At 65.1% G+C, this 16,271-nt stretch carries 15 protein-coding genes and 1 tRNA gene; 12 read left to right on the top strand and 4 right to left on the bottom strand.

From position 1 onward, the window contains the following. Positions 1-7: 7 nt before the first annotated feature. From JI59_RS09330 to JI59_RS09320, 3 genes are all read left to right on the top strand, one after another. Entirely contained in the window at positions 8-421 is a 414-nt protein-coding gene (locus JI59_RS09330) for a Zn-ribbon domain-containing OB-fold protein (RefSeq protein ID WP_052117870.1), read from the top strand. 4 nt (positions 422-425) lie between these two features. Next, on the top strand, positions 426-1,109 hold the full coding sequence (locus JI59_RS25630; protein ID WP_007013000.1) for an RraA family protein: 684 nt from the start codon (positions 426-428) through the stop codon (positions 1,107-1,109). Between the two features lie 201 nt (positions 1,110-1,310). Then, complete coding sequence (locus JI59_RS09320) at positions 1,311-1,691, top strand: carboxymuconolactone decarboxylase family protein (protein ID WP_007013002.1); 381 nt, start codon at positions 1,311-1,313, stop codon at positions 1,689-1,691. Positions 1,692-1,832: 141 nt separating this feature from the next. Here JI59_RS09320 and JI59_RS09315 read toward each other — a convergent pair. Beyond that, a tRNA-Gly gene (locus JI59_RS09315) sits at positions 1,833-1,906 on the bottom strand. A gap of 116 nt (positions 1,907-2,022) precedes the next feature. Beyond that, positions 2,023-3,414, bottom strand: a complete 1,392-nt coding sequence (fumC, locus tag JI59_RS09310) for a class II fumarate hydratase (RefSeq protein WP_007013004.1) — start codon at positions 3,412-3,414, stop codon at positions 2,023-2,025. 182 nt (positions 3,415-3,596) lie between these two features. Here fumC and JI59_RS09305 point away from each other — a divergent pair, with 182 nt between their 5' ends. From JI59_RS09305 to JI59_RS09290, 4 genes are all read left to right on the top strand, one after another. Then, positions 3,597-4,310: a pirin family protein gene (locus tag JI59_RS09305; protein WP_007013005.1), complete on the top strand. Its 714-nt coding sequence runs from the start codon at positions 3,597-3,599 to the stop codon at positions 4,308-4,310. Positions 4,311-4,377: 67 nt separating this feature from the next. Then, complete coding sequence (locus tag JI59_RS09300; RefSeq protein ID WP_038575894.1) at positions 4,378-5,274, top strand: pirin family protein; 897 nt, start codon at positions 4,378-4,380, stop codon at positions 5,272-5,274. A 29-nt stretch (positions 5,275-5,303) separates the two neighbouring features. Beyond that, a complete protein-coding gene (locus tag JI59_RS09295) occupies positions 5,304-5,690 on the top strand; it encodes an OsmC family protein (protein WP_007013007.1) in 387 nt (128 codons plus the stop codon). Positions 5,691-5,715: 25 nt separating this feature from the next. Then, positions 5,716-6,975 (top strand): bifunctional alpha/beta hydrolase/OsmC family protein, encoded by a 1,260-nt coding sequence (locus tag JI59_RS09290; protein ID WP_007013008.1) that lies wholly within the window; start codon positions 5,716-5,718, stop codon positions 6,973-6,975. Positions 6,976-7,005: 30 nt separating this feature from the next. Here the strand turns inward: JI59_RS09290 and JI59_RS09285 are convergent, their stop codons facing one another. Next, positions 7,006-8,058 (bottom strand): tyrosine-protein phosphatase, encoded by a 1,053-nt coding sequence (locus JI59_RS09285; RefSeq protein WP_007013009.1) that lies wholly within the window; start codon positions 8,056-8,058, stop codon positions 7,006-7,008. 17 nt (positions 8,059-8,075) lie between these two features. After that, positions 8,076-10,685, bottom strand: a complete 2,610-nt coding sequence (locus JI59_RS09280) for a TonB-dependent receptor (protein ID WP_007013010.1) — start codon at positions 10,683-10,685, stop codon at positions 8,076-8,078. 322 nt (positions 10,686-11,007) lie between these two features. Here JI59_RS09280 and JI59_RS09275 point away from each other — a divergent pair, with 322 nt between their 5' ends. From JI59_RS09275 to JI59_RS09255, 5 genes are all read left to right on the top strand, one after another. After that, positions 11,008-11,424 (top strand): secondary thiamine-phosphate synthase enzyme YjbQ, encoded by a 417-nt coding sequence (locus tag JI59_RS09275; protein WP_007013011.1) that lies wholly within the window; start codon positions 11,008-11,010, stop codon positions 11,422-11,424. A gap of 19 nt (positions 11,425-11,443) precedes the next feature. Beyond that, positions 11,444-12,298 (top strand): cytochrome b/b6 domain-containing protein, encoded by an 855-nt coding sequence (locus JI59_RS09270; RefSeq protein ID WP_007013012.1) that lies wholly within the window; start codon positions 11,444-11,446, stop codon positions 12,296-12,298. Further along, positions 12,295-13,062 carry a molybdopterin-dependent oxidoreductase gene (locus JI59_RS09265; RefSeq protein ID WP_007013013.1) on the top strand — a complete coding sequence of 256 codons (768 nt, stop codon included), beginning with the start codon at positions 12,295-12,297 and terminating at the stop codon, positions 13,060-13,062. The genes JI59_RS09270 and JI59_RS09265 overlap by 4 nt, the downstream gene beginning before the upstream one ends. 120 nt (positions 13,063-13,182) lie before the next feature. Continuing rightward, the gene (locus JI59_RS09260) at positions 13,183-14,562 is read left to right on the top strand and encodes an L-serine ammonia-lyase (RefSeq protein ID WP_007013014.1); all 1,380 of its coding nucleotides are present in this window, start codon (positions 13,183-13,185) and stop codon (positions 14,560-14,562) included. 158 nt (positions 14,563-14,720) lie between these two features. After that, positions 14,721-16,229 carry an alanine/glycine:cation symporter family protein gene (locus JI59_RS09255; protein ID WP_007013015.1) on the top strand — a complete coding sequence of 503 codons (1,509 nt, stop codon included), beginning with the start codon at positions 14,721-14,723 and terminating at the stop codon, positions 16,227-16,229. Positions 16,230-16,271 lie beyond the last annotated feature (42 nt).

Genomic DNA, 16,271 nt, shown 5'->3' with positions numbered 1-16,271 from the left:
CGTGGAAATGGAACCTTATCTTCGCCCCCTTCCCCGCAAGGAAGCTTTCAACATGCCCTTCTGGGAGGGGCTGGAACGCGGTGAATTCCTTGTCACCAAGTGCAAGGACTGCGGCGACTGGAACTGGATCCCCTATCCGGGATGCCGCAGCTGTCTTTCACAGAATCTCGAATGGAAGCCGATCAGCGGGAAGGGTACGCTGATGTCCTTTTCAGTCGTCCATCGCGGTCCGCCCACCTTCGGGCGCGATCCCTACGGCGTTGCACTGGTCGAGATGGAGGAAAGGCCGCGCTCGATCGTGGTGTTGGCCAATATCGTCGACACGGACCTCGACACACTCGAGATCGGTATGCCGATGCAGGTCGTGTACGAGGACATTCCCGGCGAAGACATCACAATGTACCGGGTGAAAGCGGTCTAGCGGCATGGAAATCACCCGCGAACTGGTCGAAGAGCTGGGGACTTATTCCACGCCCACGATCCTGAACGGATTGAAGCGGCTCGGCGTCCCCACGTCCGAGTTGGAGGTGATGGACCGCAATGCCGTGGGGGCCATGTCGCCGCTGCTCGGTCCGCGATGCGGCTTCGCGGTCACGCGCAAGATGATGACGCGCAAGTCCGGCGCTCCGGGCAAGATGCTGGACGTGCCGCCGGACCAGGGGCTGCTGGCCATCCCGGGGCCGCGTTTCCTGGTGGTTGAAAATGTCGGCGAGTGGCAGGGGCCAGTATGTATCTGGGGCGAGATCACGTCCTTCATACATACCGCCTGCGACTGCTTTGCCGGCGTGACGAACGGCCCTGTTCGGGACGTGCCGGAGATGGAAGCCCTTGGCTTTGCCAGCTTCGCCAATGGCGCAGGTGCTGGCGGAGGCATGGTTGATCTGCTGGAGATCAATAGCCCGGTCACGGTCGGCGGCATGGAAGTTTCGCCCGGAGATCTCATTCATGGCGATCGGCACGGCATCACGAAGATCCCGCAGCATCTCGCACCCGATCTGCCCGCCGCGATCGCGCGTCATGCGGAATGGGAGCAAGGCATATTCGATATCTGCCGCACCCGGCCGCTCGATCTCGGAGCCCTTGCGGCAGCCATGAAGCCGAAAGCCTGAATCGTCCGATTGGCGATGCGCACGGTGTACTGGCTTCCGCCAATTATGATGCGCCATGCCAAGGCAGGCGCTCATTAACGGGTAAGAACGAGGCCAGCGCCGGGTTTCGAAGCGAGACTTGAATGGGGATCCTTGGCCGGATCCGCGTTTGGGTTGCCGTTGCGATGTCTGGCGATCACTGACGAGAAAGGCGTTTCCAGCATGGACGATCCCGCAAAATCCGGCGAAGAGATTTTCTCCAGTTTTTCGTCAAAGGTCCTGGATGAAAGAGCGTCCGCGGCCAGTCCCGGTTTCGCCAGGGAAATGAAGGACCTGGCGATCGAGACCATCTTCTCGAAGCTGTGGGCCCGTCCGGGCTTGAGCGCGCGGGATCGTTCCTTGGTCACCATTTCAATCCTCATCGCCTTGCGCGCTGCGGATGAGCTGAAGGTGCACACGGCGATCGGTTTGAAGAACGGGCTCACAATCGCGGAACTGGAAGAGATCATATACCATTCCTCGGGCTACGCGGGCTTTCCGGCGGCTGCGACAGCAATGGCTTCAATGACGGAGGCGTTGCGCACGGAGGGCCTGATCGACTGAGGACAAGCCGGAATCCCTCGCATTCTTCGCACCACAAGTTCATCCGGACTGCCGTTCCTTTGAGGCAGACCGCTGCCCGCTGAACCCCGCGCGCAGAGCGGAATTCGCATGAATGCACGGGCATATCGGCGTTCAAGGGAGTGGAGCGGGTGAAGGGAATCGAACCCTCGTCGTAAGCTTGGGAAGCTTCTGCTCTACCATTGAGCTACACCCGCGTTTCGACGAAACGGTCCGTCTGGCGCGCGCCGGGAAGTCCGGGAACTTCCGCTGGGGCGGCGGGCCTAGTGCCATGGGTTTGGCCGGGTCGTCAACGGATCTCTTGCAGGTTGCTTCAACTTGGGCCGGTCATGGTTTCGGGGCGCACGATGCGGTCGAAGTCCTCGGCGGTGACGGCGCCGCTTTCGACGGCGGCCTTGCGCAGTGTCTTGCCGCTTTCCTGCGCGCTCTTGGCAATCTTCGCGGCGGCTTCGTAGCCGATTTGCGGGGCCAGTGCGGTTACCAGCATCAGCGATCGTTCGACACCTGCGGCGATGTTTTCCTCGCGCGGTTCCAGCCCCTCGAGGAGGTGTTCGCGAAAGCTCTGCGCGGCATCGGCGAGAAGGGTGATCGATTGCAGCGCGTTGTAGGCCATGACCGGGCGATAGACATTGAGTTCGAACTGCCCCTGGCTGTCGGCGAAGGTCAGGGTCGCGTGGTTGCCGAAGACCTGGGTGCAGACCTGGGTCATCGCCTCGCACTGGGTGGGATTCACCTTGCCCGGCATGATCGACGAACCCGGCTCGTTGGCGGGCAGGGCAAGCTCGCCCAGTCCCGCGCGCGGGCCGGAACCAAGGAAGCGGATGTCGTTGGCGATCTTGTAGAGCGAGGCCGCCAGCGTGTTGAGCGCGCCGTGGGAGAAGATCAGGGAATCCTGCGCGGCCAGCGCCTCGAACTTGTTGGGTGCGGTGACCAGCGGCAGTCCGGTGGTCTCCGCGAGTTCTGCGGCGATGGCCTCGGCAAAACCGACCGGGGCATTGATTCCGGTGCCGACCGCCGTGCCGCCTTGCGCGATGTGGCAAAGGCCCGGCAGCGTCGTTTCGATCCGGTCGATCCCGGCGCGCACCTGCGCGGCATAACCGGAGAACTCCTGCCCGAGCGTGAGGGGCGTCGCGTCCTGCGTATGGGTGCGCCCGATCTTGACGATGCGCGCCCAGCGCGCGGCCTTGGCTTCCAGCACTTCGGCCATGGCCGTGAGCTGCGGCAGCAGACGTGCGGTCAGCGCGTGCGCGGCGGCGATGTGGATGGCGGTGGGGAAGGTGTCGTTGGACGACTGGCTGCGGTTGACGTGGTCGTTGGGGTGGACCGGCTTCTGGTCGCCCGGCTGGCCGCCGAGCAGCTGGTTGGCGCGGTTGGCGATCACCTCGTTGACGTTCATGTTGGTCTGCGTGCCCGAGCCGGTCTGCCACACGACCAGCGGGAAGTGATCGTCGTGCTTGCCCGCAATCACTTCGTCGGCGGCCGAGACGATCGCCTCGGCCAGGTACGGGTCGAGCTTGCCCAGGCGCTGGTTCACGCGGGCGGCGGCCCGCTTGATCTGGGCGATGGCCTGCACGATCGCGAGGGGCATGCGCTCTCCCCCGATCCGGAAGTTCTCGAAGGAGCGCTGGGTCTGCGCTCCCCACAGCCGGTCTGCGGGGACGGCGATCTCGCCCATGGTATCGCGTTCGATGCGGGTCTCGGTCATGTCGGCTCCGTGGTGGAATGGCGTCGCTACCCCCACCGTTCCACATGGGGATGGTGCCGGGAGTTTCATCATTTCCACTTGTTCGAACATCTTGGTCGATTTTGTTCCAGTTATCCGTCTAGGTGGATGGCCATATATGGACCCTCGACCGGGCAGCCCCCGCTGCCCGCCGGAGACACACCATGATCGAACTGCGTCCTTTCGAAAGCCTTGGCGGTGCCAATCACGGTTGGCTCTATGCCAAGCACCACTTCTCCTTCGCCGGCTATCACGATCCGGCGCGGGTGCACTGGGGCAACCTGCGCGTCTGGAACGACGACGCGATTGCGCCGGGCACGGGCTTTCCGCCGCACCCGCACGCCGACATGGAGATCGTCACTTACGTTCGCGAAGGCGCGATCACCCATGAGGACAGCCTTGGCAACAAGGGCAGGACCGAGGCCGGCGACGTCCAGGTGATGAGCGCGGGCACCGGCATCCGCCACTCGGAATACAACCTTGAGGAGGTGACGACCAAGATCTTCCAGATCTGGATCATCCCCACGCGCAACGGCGATGCGCCGAGCTGGGGCGCGCGGCCCTTTCCCAAGGGTGAGCGTTCGGGCCGGTTCGTCACCCTGGCCTCGGGCTATGACGGCGACGGCGATGCCCTGCCGATTCGCACCGATGCGCGGGTCGTGGCGGCCACGCTCAAGGCCGGCGAGACGGCCGAGTACCCGCTGGGCCGCGATCGCAAGGCCTATCTTGTTCCCGCCACCGGGCAGGTGCGTGTAGAAGGGGGCGAAAGCGATGGAGTCGAAGCGCGCGAGCGTGATGGCGTGGCCGTGAACGATGTCGAGGTCCTGCGCGTTACGGCGCTGGACGACAGCGAGATCGTCCTGGTCGACGCGGCCTGAAACCGATGAGAGAGGCGGGCGTGCCTGGCGCGTCCGCCGATCCCTGCAGTTCCCGAGGAGAGTGCGCATGTCCATCCGTTCCACCGACATCGAAGGTGTCGATTCCGTCATACTCCCGCCGGTTCGCGATCTTGGCGACGGCTTCAAGGTCCGCCGTGCATTGCCTTCCGCCCACCGTCGCATGGTCGGCCCGTTCATCTTCTTCGACCAGATGGGCCCGGCCGCCTTCGACAGCGGCGAGGGCCTCGACGTGCGCCCGCACCCGCATATCGGCCTCGCGACCGTGACCTACCTGCTGGAAGGCGAGATCCTGCACCGCGATTCGCTGGGATCGTTGCAGCCGATCCGGCCCGGCGAGGTCAACTGGATGACGGCAGGCAGCGGCATCGTCCACTCCGAACGCACTTCCGATGAAGTCCGCGCAAGCGGCGGCAAGCTGTTCGGCCTGCAGACCTGGGTCGCCCTCCCGCTCGACCGCGAGGAGGTCGATCCCGATTTCTCGCACTACAAGGCGGACCAGATCCCGGTGACCGAGGACGGCGGCACCCGGTTGACCCTCGTTGCCGGCAGTTCCGATGGGCTGGTCTCCCCGGTGAAGACGTTCTCGGACATGGTCTATGCCGATATCGTCATGGCCGAAGGCGCGCGCTACCAGGTGAAGGCCGAGCATATCGAACGGGCGGTCTATGTCGTTTCCGGCGAGGTCGAGGTGATCGGGCAGACCGGTTCCTTTTCCACCGGCGAACTCGTGGTGTTCCAGCCCGGCGCGGAAGTCGTGCTCAGGGCCAGGGGTGCGGCGCGGCTGATGCTGCTGGGCGGCGAGCCGTTCCCCGAGGGCCGCAACATTTTCTGGAACTTCGTGTCCTCCTCGCGCGACCGGATCGAGCAGGCCAAGGAAGACTGGAAGGCGCAGCGCTTCGCGCCCGTCCCGGGCGATAGCGAATTCATCCCGCTGCCGGCCTGACCGCCGCACACCGCAAGGGAGCATTGCACATGGCAAATGGAACTGCCCGCATCGGCCGCGATCGCTATCGTACCGAGATCGAAGTGAGCGGTCACGCCCTCGTGGCGGACGAAGGGTCCGGGCTTGGCGGCGCCAACACCGGACCGGCGCCCTACGACTATATCCTGGCCGGGCTCGGTGCCTGCACTGCGATCACGCTGCGCATGTATGCAGACCGCAAGGAATGGCCGCTCGAATCCGCCGATGTCGGCCTGCGGCTGGTGGGCGGCAAGGAGGGCGCGCATATCGAGCGGACCCTGACCCTCACCGGGGCGCTGAGCCAGGACCAGCGTGCCCGGCTGGCCGACATAGCAGAGCGCACGCCCGTGACGCTCACGCTCAAGAATGGCATTGGCATAGAGACCACGCTGGCCTGACCGGCGGCGCGCTGAGGAGCACAACATGGCCGCAAGGGCATTCGATTTCACAGGAGCCAATGGACATCGCCTGTCCGGCCGTCTCGACGTGCCGGACGGCCGGGCCCGGGGCTGGGCGATCTTCGCGCATTGCTTTACCTGCGGGAAGGACAACCTGGCCGCGGTGCGCGTGGGCCGCGCGCTGGCGGCGCAGGGCATCGGCGTGCTGCGCTTCGACTTTGCCGGGCTCGGCGCCAGCGAGGGCGAATTCGCTGCCTCCAGGTTCAGCGCCGATGTCGCCGACGTGATCGCCGCCGCCGAAGCGATGACGGGCGAGGGCATGGCGCCTTCGCTGCTGATCGGTCACAGCATGGGCGGCGCGGCGGCGATTGCCGCGGCGGGCCGGATCGCCTCGGCGCGCGCGGTGGCGACGATCGGCGCGCCATTCTCGCTGCAGGTGGCGATGCACCATTTTGGCGACGAGGCGCTTCTGGCGCTGGAGCGCGACGGGGAGGCCGATGTCCATCTGGCCGGACGTCCGTTTCGCGTCGGCAAGTCGATGGTCGAGGAATTGCGCGCAACCGATCTCGGCGCGGCGCTCAAGGCCCTGCGCAAGCCACTGCTGATCATGCATGCCCCCTTGGACGATACGGTGCCGCTGGCGCAGGCGACCAAGATCTTCACTGCGGCGCTGCATCCCAAGAGCTTCGTGACGCTGGACGATGCCGACCACCTGCTTACGCGCAAGGGGGATGCGGACTATGTTGCGGGCGTCGTGCTGGCCTGGGCGGCGCGCTATCTCGACCTGCCGCAAGCGGTTCCCGCACCGCGCCCGAGCGAGGACGTGCTGGCCGAAGAAACCGGGGTGGGCAAGTTCCAGCTGGCGATCTCGGCGGGCGGCGCGCGCTTCCTCGCCGACGAGCCGCGCAATGTCGGCGGGCTCGGCTCCGGCCCTTCGCCCTATGACCTGCTTTCTTCTGCGCTGGCGGCCTGCACGGCGATGACGCTGCGCCTCTATGCCGATCACAAGGGCCTGCCGGTCACGCGTATCCGCACGGCAGTCGGCCATCGCCGCGAGAACGGGCAGGCGCAGCCCGATGTCTTTACCCGCCGCATTGCGATCGAAGGCGAAATCGACTCCGAACAGCGCCAACGGATGCTTGAGATGGCCGAGCGGTGCCCGGTCCATCGCACGCTCGAGAAGGGCGCGCGCTTCGACACGGTGATCGGTGAGCCGCCCGCTGCGGCCGAACCGGAATCGGCCCATGCGGCCGACATGCAGGTGGCGGTGGACGCCCGGGACTGAGACCCGGGCGCTCCGTCCCATAGCCTCCGTTCAGTCGAGCAGTTCGCGGCGCAGCTTGGCGAAGTCCGCGTCGGTCAGTCCGACTTCCTGCTTCAGGTAGCCTTCGGTCCCGCCGTACTGCTGGTCGAGATAGGTGAAGAACTGCGCAAGGTGCGAGGCCCCGCTCGGCGTGTAGAGCGGCTGGACGACCTGCCGCTGCTTCTCGTCGCCCGACATGTACATCGCGACGATGGGATTGTTCGGATAGTCCTTCGGATCGACCTTGGGCATCTCGAACTGCGGGCGGCGCAGCGCGGTCGAGAGGTGATAGTCCTTGAGGATCGTCTCGCGGTCGACGCCCAGCAGATCGTAGATCAGGGCGGTGGCCATGCCGGTGCGGTCCTGACCGGCCGAGCAGTGGTAGATCACCGCGCCCTCATCCGCCAGCAGGCGGCGGAACAGCGAGCGGAACTGGGGCACGAGCATCTTTTCCATGCCCTTGTAGGTGTTCTCGCCATCGCCAGCGCCATAGGCCGCCAGTAGCGGCTTGAGCGAATAGTCGTTGGCAAGGAACAGGGCGCCGGTGCGATCGTCGACGAAGTCGGGCGCGACTTCGCGTTCTTCGATGGAGCGCAGGTCGACGACGCTGTCGATGCGGAGCTGGTCGATCAGGGCATAGTCGGCGTCGGAGAGCAGCGGCATCGCCCCAGAACGGAATGCCTTGCCCCAGCGAACCTGATGGCCGTCCCTCGTCACGTAACCGCCGATGTCGCGGAAGTTGCTGCCCTGCTGCAGCGGCAGCACGCGCTCGGCAACGACGGTCGAGTGGCCGTTTTCACCAAGGAGGATGACGTAGCGACGCGCGTCGGCGGGGAGCGCCAGTTTGACCTTGCGCTCCTTGCCGGTGGCGGTGACGCGCCGGTCGCCATCGTCGATGGTCGTATCGGCGCTGATCCAGATCGAAGCCGAGGCCTCGTCGCCCCGATCAAGCTCGACGGTCTGCGCGTCGAGACGGGTGAGGGTCGCCATCTCCCGCGCGGACGCGGGAGAGGACGCCAGCACGGCGAGCACGGCAACGACGGCGGTGCAGGTGGTGTTACGCATGCGGATGTCTTTCTCGATCAGAAGCCGAAGCGCACGCCGAAGAGGTAGCGCGAACCGATGCGCTCGACTTCGGTTGGCGTTGCCGGGGTGTTGGCGTAGGCGATGTACGTTTCGTTGGTGAGGTTGGCGAGGTCGGCGAAGAGCGTGAAGTTCTCGTTCACCGCATAGCGCAGCGAAACGTCGAGGTTCTCGTAGCCCTGGCGGTATTCGCCGCTGCCAAGTCCGCCCAGCGTATCCAGCCAGTGCGAACGCCACTGGTAGCTGACGCGGCCGGAGAAGCCGTACTTTTCATAGAACAGCGAGGCATTGGCGATCGTCTTCGACATGCCCTGGAAGGGGATGCCCTCCTGCGTGGGGGTATCGAAGTCGCCGTCGAGCAGGGTCAGGTTGCCCTGGAAGCCGAAGCCGTCGAGCGGTGCGGGCAGGAAGTCGAACTGCTTCTGCGCGTTGAACTCGACGCCGTAGAGCTTGCCGTGCTTGCCGTTGAAGGTGCCGCTGAGCAGGTAGCCCGAACGGTCGACGCCGCCGAAGCTGTAGAAGTCGGAGCCGACCGGCTGCTGGCTGGAGTACAGCACGTTGTCGACCCAGCGGGAGAAACCTGCAACCGAGAGCAGGCCGTTGCCCGGCAGGTAGTATTCGACGCTGGCGTCGAGGCCCCAGGTGTACTCTGGCTTGAGCAGCGGGTTGCCGCCGGTGATTTCGCCAGGCGATGCCGTATCGTTGATCGAGGCGCCGACGCGGATCGCGCCGTAGGCCGGGCGCGATACGCCGCGTTGCCCGGCAAGGCGCAGGACCACGTCGTTACTGGCCTCGTACTTGAGGTTGAGGCTCGGGAAGAAGTCGGTCCGGCTCTTGTGGAAGGTGAGCGGCGTGTAGGCGCCGTCCGAAAGGACCGAGCCGGAATTGTCGAGCACGTAGTTCTCGACGCGCAGGCCGGCAATCGCGGTCAGCGCACCGGTTTCGAGCTTGGCCGAGACATAGCCCGCGAGCGTCTTCTCGCGCTGGGCGTAGCGGTCGCTGGCCGGAATGTCGGCCGCGGGATCGTAGAGCCCTGCGGTTTCCAGCCTCGCGAGCAGGCTGTCGATATCGCGGCGCATGGCGACATTGTCGACGTAGTTGAACTGCAGGCCGAGCGGGAAGTCGGTGTCCCAGGCCTTGTCGGTGACGTAGCTGTTCACGTCGAACGGCTGGCCGACCACCGAGCCGAGCGCGCCGAGGAACGTCAGGTTGGAGAACGAGAAGTTGTTCCCGGCTATGTCGCGGTCGGCATAGAGCCCGCCGCCCGAAAGGGTCAGGTCGCCCATCTCCTTCGAAAAGTCGACCTTGGCGGTGTAGCTGTCCGAGACCGTCTCCTGTCTGGCGCCGATCATGTAAGTACCGGCGACCGAGAGGCTCGCCTGGTTGAACGCGCCGCTGGTCAGCGAGACGATCGGGAAGTTCGGATTGCTGGCATCGTAGGAGAACGAGAGGTTGTCGGCCCCGCTGGTCGATGACTGGACGAGCGGCAGGTAGCTGCTGTTTTCGGTGCGGGTGTAGTTGAGTTTCACCGCGGCCGTGAAACCGTCCAGGTCGTCGTACTCGCCGCCGATCGTGCCGATGTAGTTGCGATTGCGGTATTCGCCGTAGTTGAAGCTGCCGCGCATCGGCACGCCGGTCAGGTCGCCCGAAGAGAAGCCGCGGGTGCCGCCCGCCGCCTTGTCGAGCCGCAGTTCGTACTGGTTGCGCTGTTCGTCGTCGTTGAACTCCGAGAAGATGGCCTTGGCATAAATGCGCTGGCCGGCTTCCGGGCTGTATTCCACGGCGCCGAACAGGCCGTTGTTCCAGCGTTCGAGTTCATACTGGCGAATGTCGAATTCGGTCGGGCCATTGGCGTCGTAGGCACCCACCTCGCGGTTGTCGGTAAGCTGCTTGCGGCGATAGTGCGAACCGCCCAGCACGAAGCCGAAATTGTCGTTGGACCATGACAGGCGCAGCGAGCCCTGGCGCTGTTCGCCGCCGCCCAGGCCCATGAACCCGTAGCCCAGATCGCCCGAGACGTGCAGGCCGCGCTGTTCCATCGGCGAATAGGTGCGCAGGTCGATCGTCGCGACGATCGCATCGGCCTGCATGTCCGAGGTCAGCGACTTGTTGACCACCATTTCCGAGAGCATCACCGCCGGGATCGCGTCGAAGCGGTAGGCGCGGGTGTCGCCGCCTTCGTCGACACCGACCATCGGGATACCGTCGATGGAAACCGAGGTCCAGCGGTTGGGCGCGCCGCGCACCTGGATGTAGCGCTCCTGTCCCTGGTCGCGCTGCACGGCGACGGCGGGCAGGCGCGCCAGCGCGGCCGCGGCGTTCTGGTCCGGGAAGCGGCCAACGGCGTCGGCTGCGGCGATGTCGCTGAGGTTGTCGGCCTTGCGCTTGGCTTCGACCGAGGCCTGCTGCGAGGCGAGGATGGTGCCGGTGACGATGATGGTGTTACCGATTTCTCCGCCCGGGATCATGTCGTCCTGCGGTGCAACGCCCGCTTCGGCGGCGGCAAGGTCGGAAGCTCCGGATTCCGCAGCCCGCGCCATCCCGGCGCCGGATACTGCAATGGCCAGCGCGCTGGCGAGGCCCGCCGCGCGGTACGAAATATGTGTCATCTCGAAGATTTCCCCTGAAGTGATCTGTCTTCGGGGGCGCCGACTAGGAACGGTTTGTTACGAGCGTCGAACAGTTCGGCGACAGTTCGCTTTCAAAATTATTATAGTCTCGTGACAAATCTATATCTTGCTATCGCCCCTAGAGAGGCTTTTGACCCCTGTTAACAGGTGGTTGATTTGGAGTCGGAAGCTGGGGAAGCCGCCTTTGGCGAATCATGATTGCATGAAAGTTATATCCGTTGCGGTGAATGGATGCCTTCCGTCTCCTTTCGAACGGAACAGGTTGAAAGCCCGCCTGACCCGGCGCAGTATCGCGCTCTCCATGCAGCAAGCCACCACACTCCTTTCCATCGACACGCCCGGACGGGGCCTGACCGAGATCACGCGCGCAGTTGCCGAATGGCTTGCCGCACAAGGCGTGGATGAAGGGCTGCTGACCCTGCTTTGCCGTCATACCTCGGCGTCGCTACTGATCCAGGAGAACGCCGCGCGCGAAGTGCGCAGCGACCTGCTCGACTGGCTGGAGCGCCTTGCGCCTGAAGGCGATCACTACGCGCATGACGATGAGGGGCCCGACGACATGCCCGCGCACCTGCGCGCGACGCTGACCGGCGTGAACCTGTCGATCCCGGTGATCGGCGGGAGGATGGCGCTGGGCACCTGGCAGGGCATCTACCTTGCCGAGCACCGCCGCATGCCGCATCGCCGGCAGGTGGCGATCCACCTTCTGGGTCAATAGTCGAAAGGAGCCGGCAGGGATGGGAAAACAGGAATCACCCGAGCGCGCGCAAGGCGGAGACCTCGTGCGCCGCCATCGCCTTTCGACCCGCCTCTGGCACTGGATCAATGCCGTCACCTTGCTCGTGATGCTGATGAGCGGTCTGATGATCTTCAATGCCCACCCGCGGCTCTACTGGGGCGAATACGGGGCGAACTTCGACCGGCCCTGGCTCAAGATCGGCACCCTGCAGAATACCCGGACCGGCGAGTACAGCGGGTTTCTGCAGGTAGGCGACGCGCGGGTCGACACCACCGGCGTCCTCGGCCTGTGGGAGGACGGCGACGGGCGCCAGCAACGCTATGCCTTCCCGTCCTGGGTGACGATCCCTTCGCGTTACAGCCTGGCCGGCGCGCGTATCTGGCACCTTGCCTTCGCATGGGTGCTGGCTCTCGGGTTGCTGGCGTACCTGCTCTGGTCGCTGGTCAACGGGCACTTGCGGCGCGACATCCATATCACCCGCAGGGAATGGAGCCCGCGGCACCTGTGGCATGACGTGAAGCAGCACGCGCGCCTGCGTTTCCCGAAAGGCTCGGCGGCGCTGCGCTACAATGCCTTGCAGAAGCTCGCCTATGCCGGTGTCCTGTTCGGGTTGCTGCCCTTGATGATCGTCACCGGCCTTGCCATGTCGCCGGGCACCGATGCGTGGGCGCCCATCGTCACCGAACTGTTCGGCGGGCGGCAATCGGCGCGCTCGGTCCATTTCATCTGCGCCTTCCTGCTCGTGGCCTTCTTCGTCGTGCACATTGTCATGGTCGTGCTGGCCGGGCCCATCAACGAAGTGCGCTCGATGATTACCGGCAGGTACCGGCTGCCGAAGGAGAAAGGCCAATGAGCCGCCAGTTGATCCTTTCGCGCCGCACCCTGATCCGTACCGGGGTGGTCGGGACCGGCGGCCTGCTCCTGTCGGGCTGCGACAAGCTCTTCGAGAATCCCGCCTTCCGCTCCGCGCTCGAAAGCGGGGAAGACCTGCACAAGGCCAGCCAGCGCGCGCTGGGCCGCAATGCCCTTGCGCGTGAGTTCTCCGCCGGCGACATGTCGCCGGTGTTCCGCGCCAACGGCAGCCGCGAAGGCGCAGGCGAGGAATATCGCCGCCACCTTGCGCAGGGATTTGCGAACTGGTCGCTCAAGGTGGACGGGCTGGTCGAACGGCCGCTGGCGATCCCGCTCACCGCGCTGAGGCAATTGCCCCAGCGCAAGCAGATCACCCGGCACGACTGCGTCGAAGGCTGGAGCGCGATCGGCCAGTGGCAGGGGCCGCGCCTCGCCCAAGTCCTCGATCTCGCGCGGCTCAAGCCCGAGGCGCAGTACATCGTCTTCCACTGCGCCGATCTCTATCGCGGGCGGCCCTACTACGAATCCATCGATCTCGTCGATGCATTCCATCCCCAGACGATCCTGGCCTGGCAGATGAATGGCAGGCCGCTTGAGCAGCAGCACGGTGCGCCGCTGCGCCTGCGCGTCGAAAAGCAGCTAGGCTACAAGCACGCCAAGTTCGTGACCCGCATCGAGGCGCGCGCGTCGCTCGATGGGCTCTACGGAGGCAGGGGCGGCTATTGGGAGGACCAGGGCGCCTACGCCTGGTATGCCGGAATTTGACGCCTTGGCCCGTGACCTAATGAGGTGCGGGCCTATTCCTGCGTCTTCCTACTTAGTGTCCCCTCGAGGCCGCAAGGCTCCGGGCATGACCTCAGCCCTACGCAGGAGTAGTCCCCAGCAGTGATTTCCGCTCTCGACCTGTTTCGCATCGGCCTTGGTCCTTCGAGCTCCCACACCGTCGGCCCGATGCGCATTGTCACTGCGTTCCTCGTCGAACTGCGTGAACGCGGCAGGCTGGGCGAGGTAGCGCGGGTGCGCATTGGCCTGCAGGGATCGCTGGCGCTGACGGGGGAAGGGCACGGTACGCCGGATGCCTGCATCATCGGCCTGTGCGGCTACCGCCCGGAAACCGTCGATCCCCAGGAAGCCTACGCAGCCGTGGCTGACGTGCGCGCAACGGGCCGCGTCACGCTGCTGGGCGAGCGCGAGATCGGTTTCGATCCGCAAACGGACCTTGTCCTCGACTTCGCCTCCATGCCCGACCTGCATCCCAACGGCATGGTGCTATCCGCTTACGACGCTGCCGGCGCACGGATCGACGAAGCGGATTTCTACTCGACCGGCGGCGGGTTCTTTTCCAGCCGGGCGCAGCTTGAGCAGACGGCACGCAACGACCAGCTGATCTTCGGTCCGCCAGTACGCCTGCCATTCGGTTCCGGCGCGCAATTGCTCGAGATCTGCGCCCACGAGGACATGGCGATCTGCGAAGTCGTCCTTGCGAACGAAGCGGCCTGGCGCCCCGAGGCGGAGACGTTGGCTGGCCTCGATGCGATAGCGCAGGCGATGAATGCCTGCATCGACCGCGGCCTGTCGCGCGAAGGGCATCTTCCCGGCGAACTCAAGGTGCGGCGCCGGGCTCGCGCCATTCACCAGAACCTGATTGCGCGGCCGCAGGACAATCAGGCCGAGACGCTGATGGACTGGCTCAACCTCTATGCCATGGCGGTGAACGAGGAGAACGCGTCGGGCGGCCGGGTCGTCACCGCGCCCACCAATGGCGCGGCGGGCATCATTCCTTCATTGCTGCGCCAGTATTGCAGCGAGGGTAACAATGCGATTGCCGTCAAGGCTCGCCGCTATCTGCTCACGGCCGCCGGGATCGGCATGCTCTACAAGCAGCGCGCCTCGATCTCGGGTGCGGAGATGGGCTGCCAGGGCGAAGTCGGCGTCGCCTGCTCGATGGCGGCGGCGGGGCTCGCGGCGGTCTGGGGCGGGACGCCGGAGCAGGTCACGGCCGCTGCGGAGATCGGCATGGAGCACAACCTCGGGCTGACGTGCGATCCGGTCGGCGGACTCGTCCAGATCCCGTGCATAGAGCGCAATGCGATTGCCGCGGTCAAGGCGGTCAACGCCGCCAAGCTCGCACTCCATGCCGGCGAGACGCCGCGCGTTTCGCTCGACCAGGTGATAGAGACGATGCGCCAGACCGGCGTCGACATGTCGAGCAAGTACAAGGAAACCAGCCAGGGCGGCCTCGCGATCAACGTCGTGGCCTGCTGATGGCTGAGCGGTGGACCCTTCACCCGTTGCGGATAGGACCTTTCCCATCGCGCAACTTTAGTTCACGATTCCGCAATTGAGCCCGTCGATCCACAGAACGGGCAGAAAACCTCGCAAGGCAGCAATCAGGGGAAAGCCAGCGAATGACAATCTTGAACATGGCGGCAGCTGCAGCGCAGCAGGATACCAGCCTGATCGACCGTATCACCAATATCTCGGACTTCATCTGGGGCGGCACCTGGGACGGGGCGATCGTCCTGCCTTTCCCGCCGATGGTCATCGTTCTGCTGGGCATCGGCCTGTACATGATGATCGGCCTGCGCTTCTATCCGCTGCGCAAGCTGGGCAATGCCTTTGCCGGCCTTTTCGGGGAACGCAAGGGCGCCGGGTCGGGTGAAATCAGTCCATTTGCCGCACTTTCGACTGCGCTGTCCGGACAGGTCGGCACCGGCAACATGGCCGGCGTCGCCACCGCACTTGCGCTGGGCGGTCCGGGCGCGATCTTCTGGATGTGGGTCACGGCCCTGATCGGCATGGCATTGGCCTTTGCCGAAGGTTCGCTGGCGATCCGCTTCCGCGAGAAGTCGCTGGAAGGCTACTGGCGCGGCGGCCCGATGACCTACATCGTGCGCGGCCTTGGCCCCAAGTGGACCTGGCTTGCGGTCATCTTCTGCATCGGCACGCTGATCTCGACCATCATCACCGGCAATGCCATCCAGGCGAACGCGGTGGCTGACGGCATGAACGAACTGTTCGGCATCGACGAATGGCTCGGCGGCCTGATTGCCGCGATAGCCGTCTTCGTGGTCATCATCGGCGGCATCAAGTCCATCGGCGCCGTCGCGGAGAAGATCGTGCCGTTCATGGCCGGCACCTATATCCTCATGGCCCTCATCGCGATCCTGCTCGACATCAAGGACATTCCGGAGACTTTCGGGCGCATCTTCGGCGGCGCCTTCTCGGGGCAGTCGGCGGTCGGCGGATTCGTCGGCGCCGGGATCATGCTTGCCTTGCGCGCCGGCGTCGCGCGCGGCCTGTTTTCGAACGAGGCCGGGCAGGGCACGACCCCGATGGCCCACGCCGTCGCCCAGACCGACGACCCGGAAGTGCAGGGCCGCATGGCGATGATGGGCACTTTCATCGATACCATCGTCATCTGCACCATGACCGCGCTGGTGATCCTTACCGTAGAGGGCAACTTCACCGGTGGCGGACATGCGGTGAAGCACGCATGGCAGTCCGACCTGACCGGCTTCGCGATGACTTCGGGGGCCTTCGCCGCGGCTTTCCCGGTACAGATCGGGGGGCTTGCGATTGGCAGTATCATCGCCTCGCTGGCGCTGATCCTGTTCGTTTTCTCCACCCTGCTGACATTCAGCTACTACGGCGAGCGCGCGATCACCTTCCTCTACGACAAGGTGCCCGGTGCCAGCGCGCGCGGTGAGAAGATCCTGCACTACATCTGGCGCGTGCTGTGGTGCTTTGCGGTGTTCATCGGCGCGAGCCAGCCGTTGCAGCTGGTGTGGCGTCTGGGCGACATCGCCAATGCGACGATGGCCGTGCCCAACCTGATTGCGCTGGCGGCGCTGTCAGGCGTGGTCTTCAGGCTCGCTCGGGGCGAGAAGGACGCGGGCCACGATCATCACGTGGCGATGCGCGAGGAATAAGGCCACGGCTCCCCCGTTCATCCTTCGACAAGCTCAGGATGG

Origin of the sequence: Novosphingobium pentaromativorans US6-1, assembly GCF_000767465.1 — a bacterium.
GTDB lineage: Bacteria > Pseudomonadota > Alphaproteobacteria > Sphingomonadales > Sphingomonadaceae > Novosphingobium > Novosphingobium pentaromativorans.
This window is presented reverse-complemented; position numbering and strand designations above follow the sequence as displayed.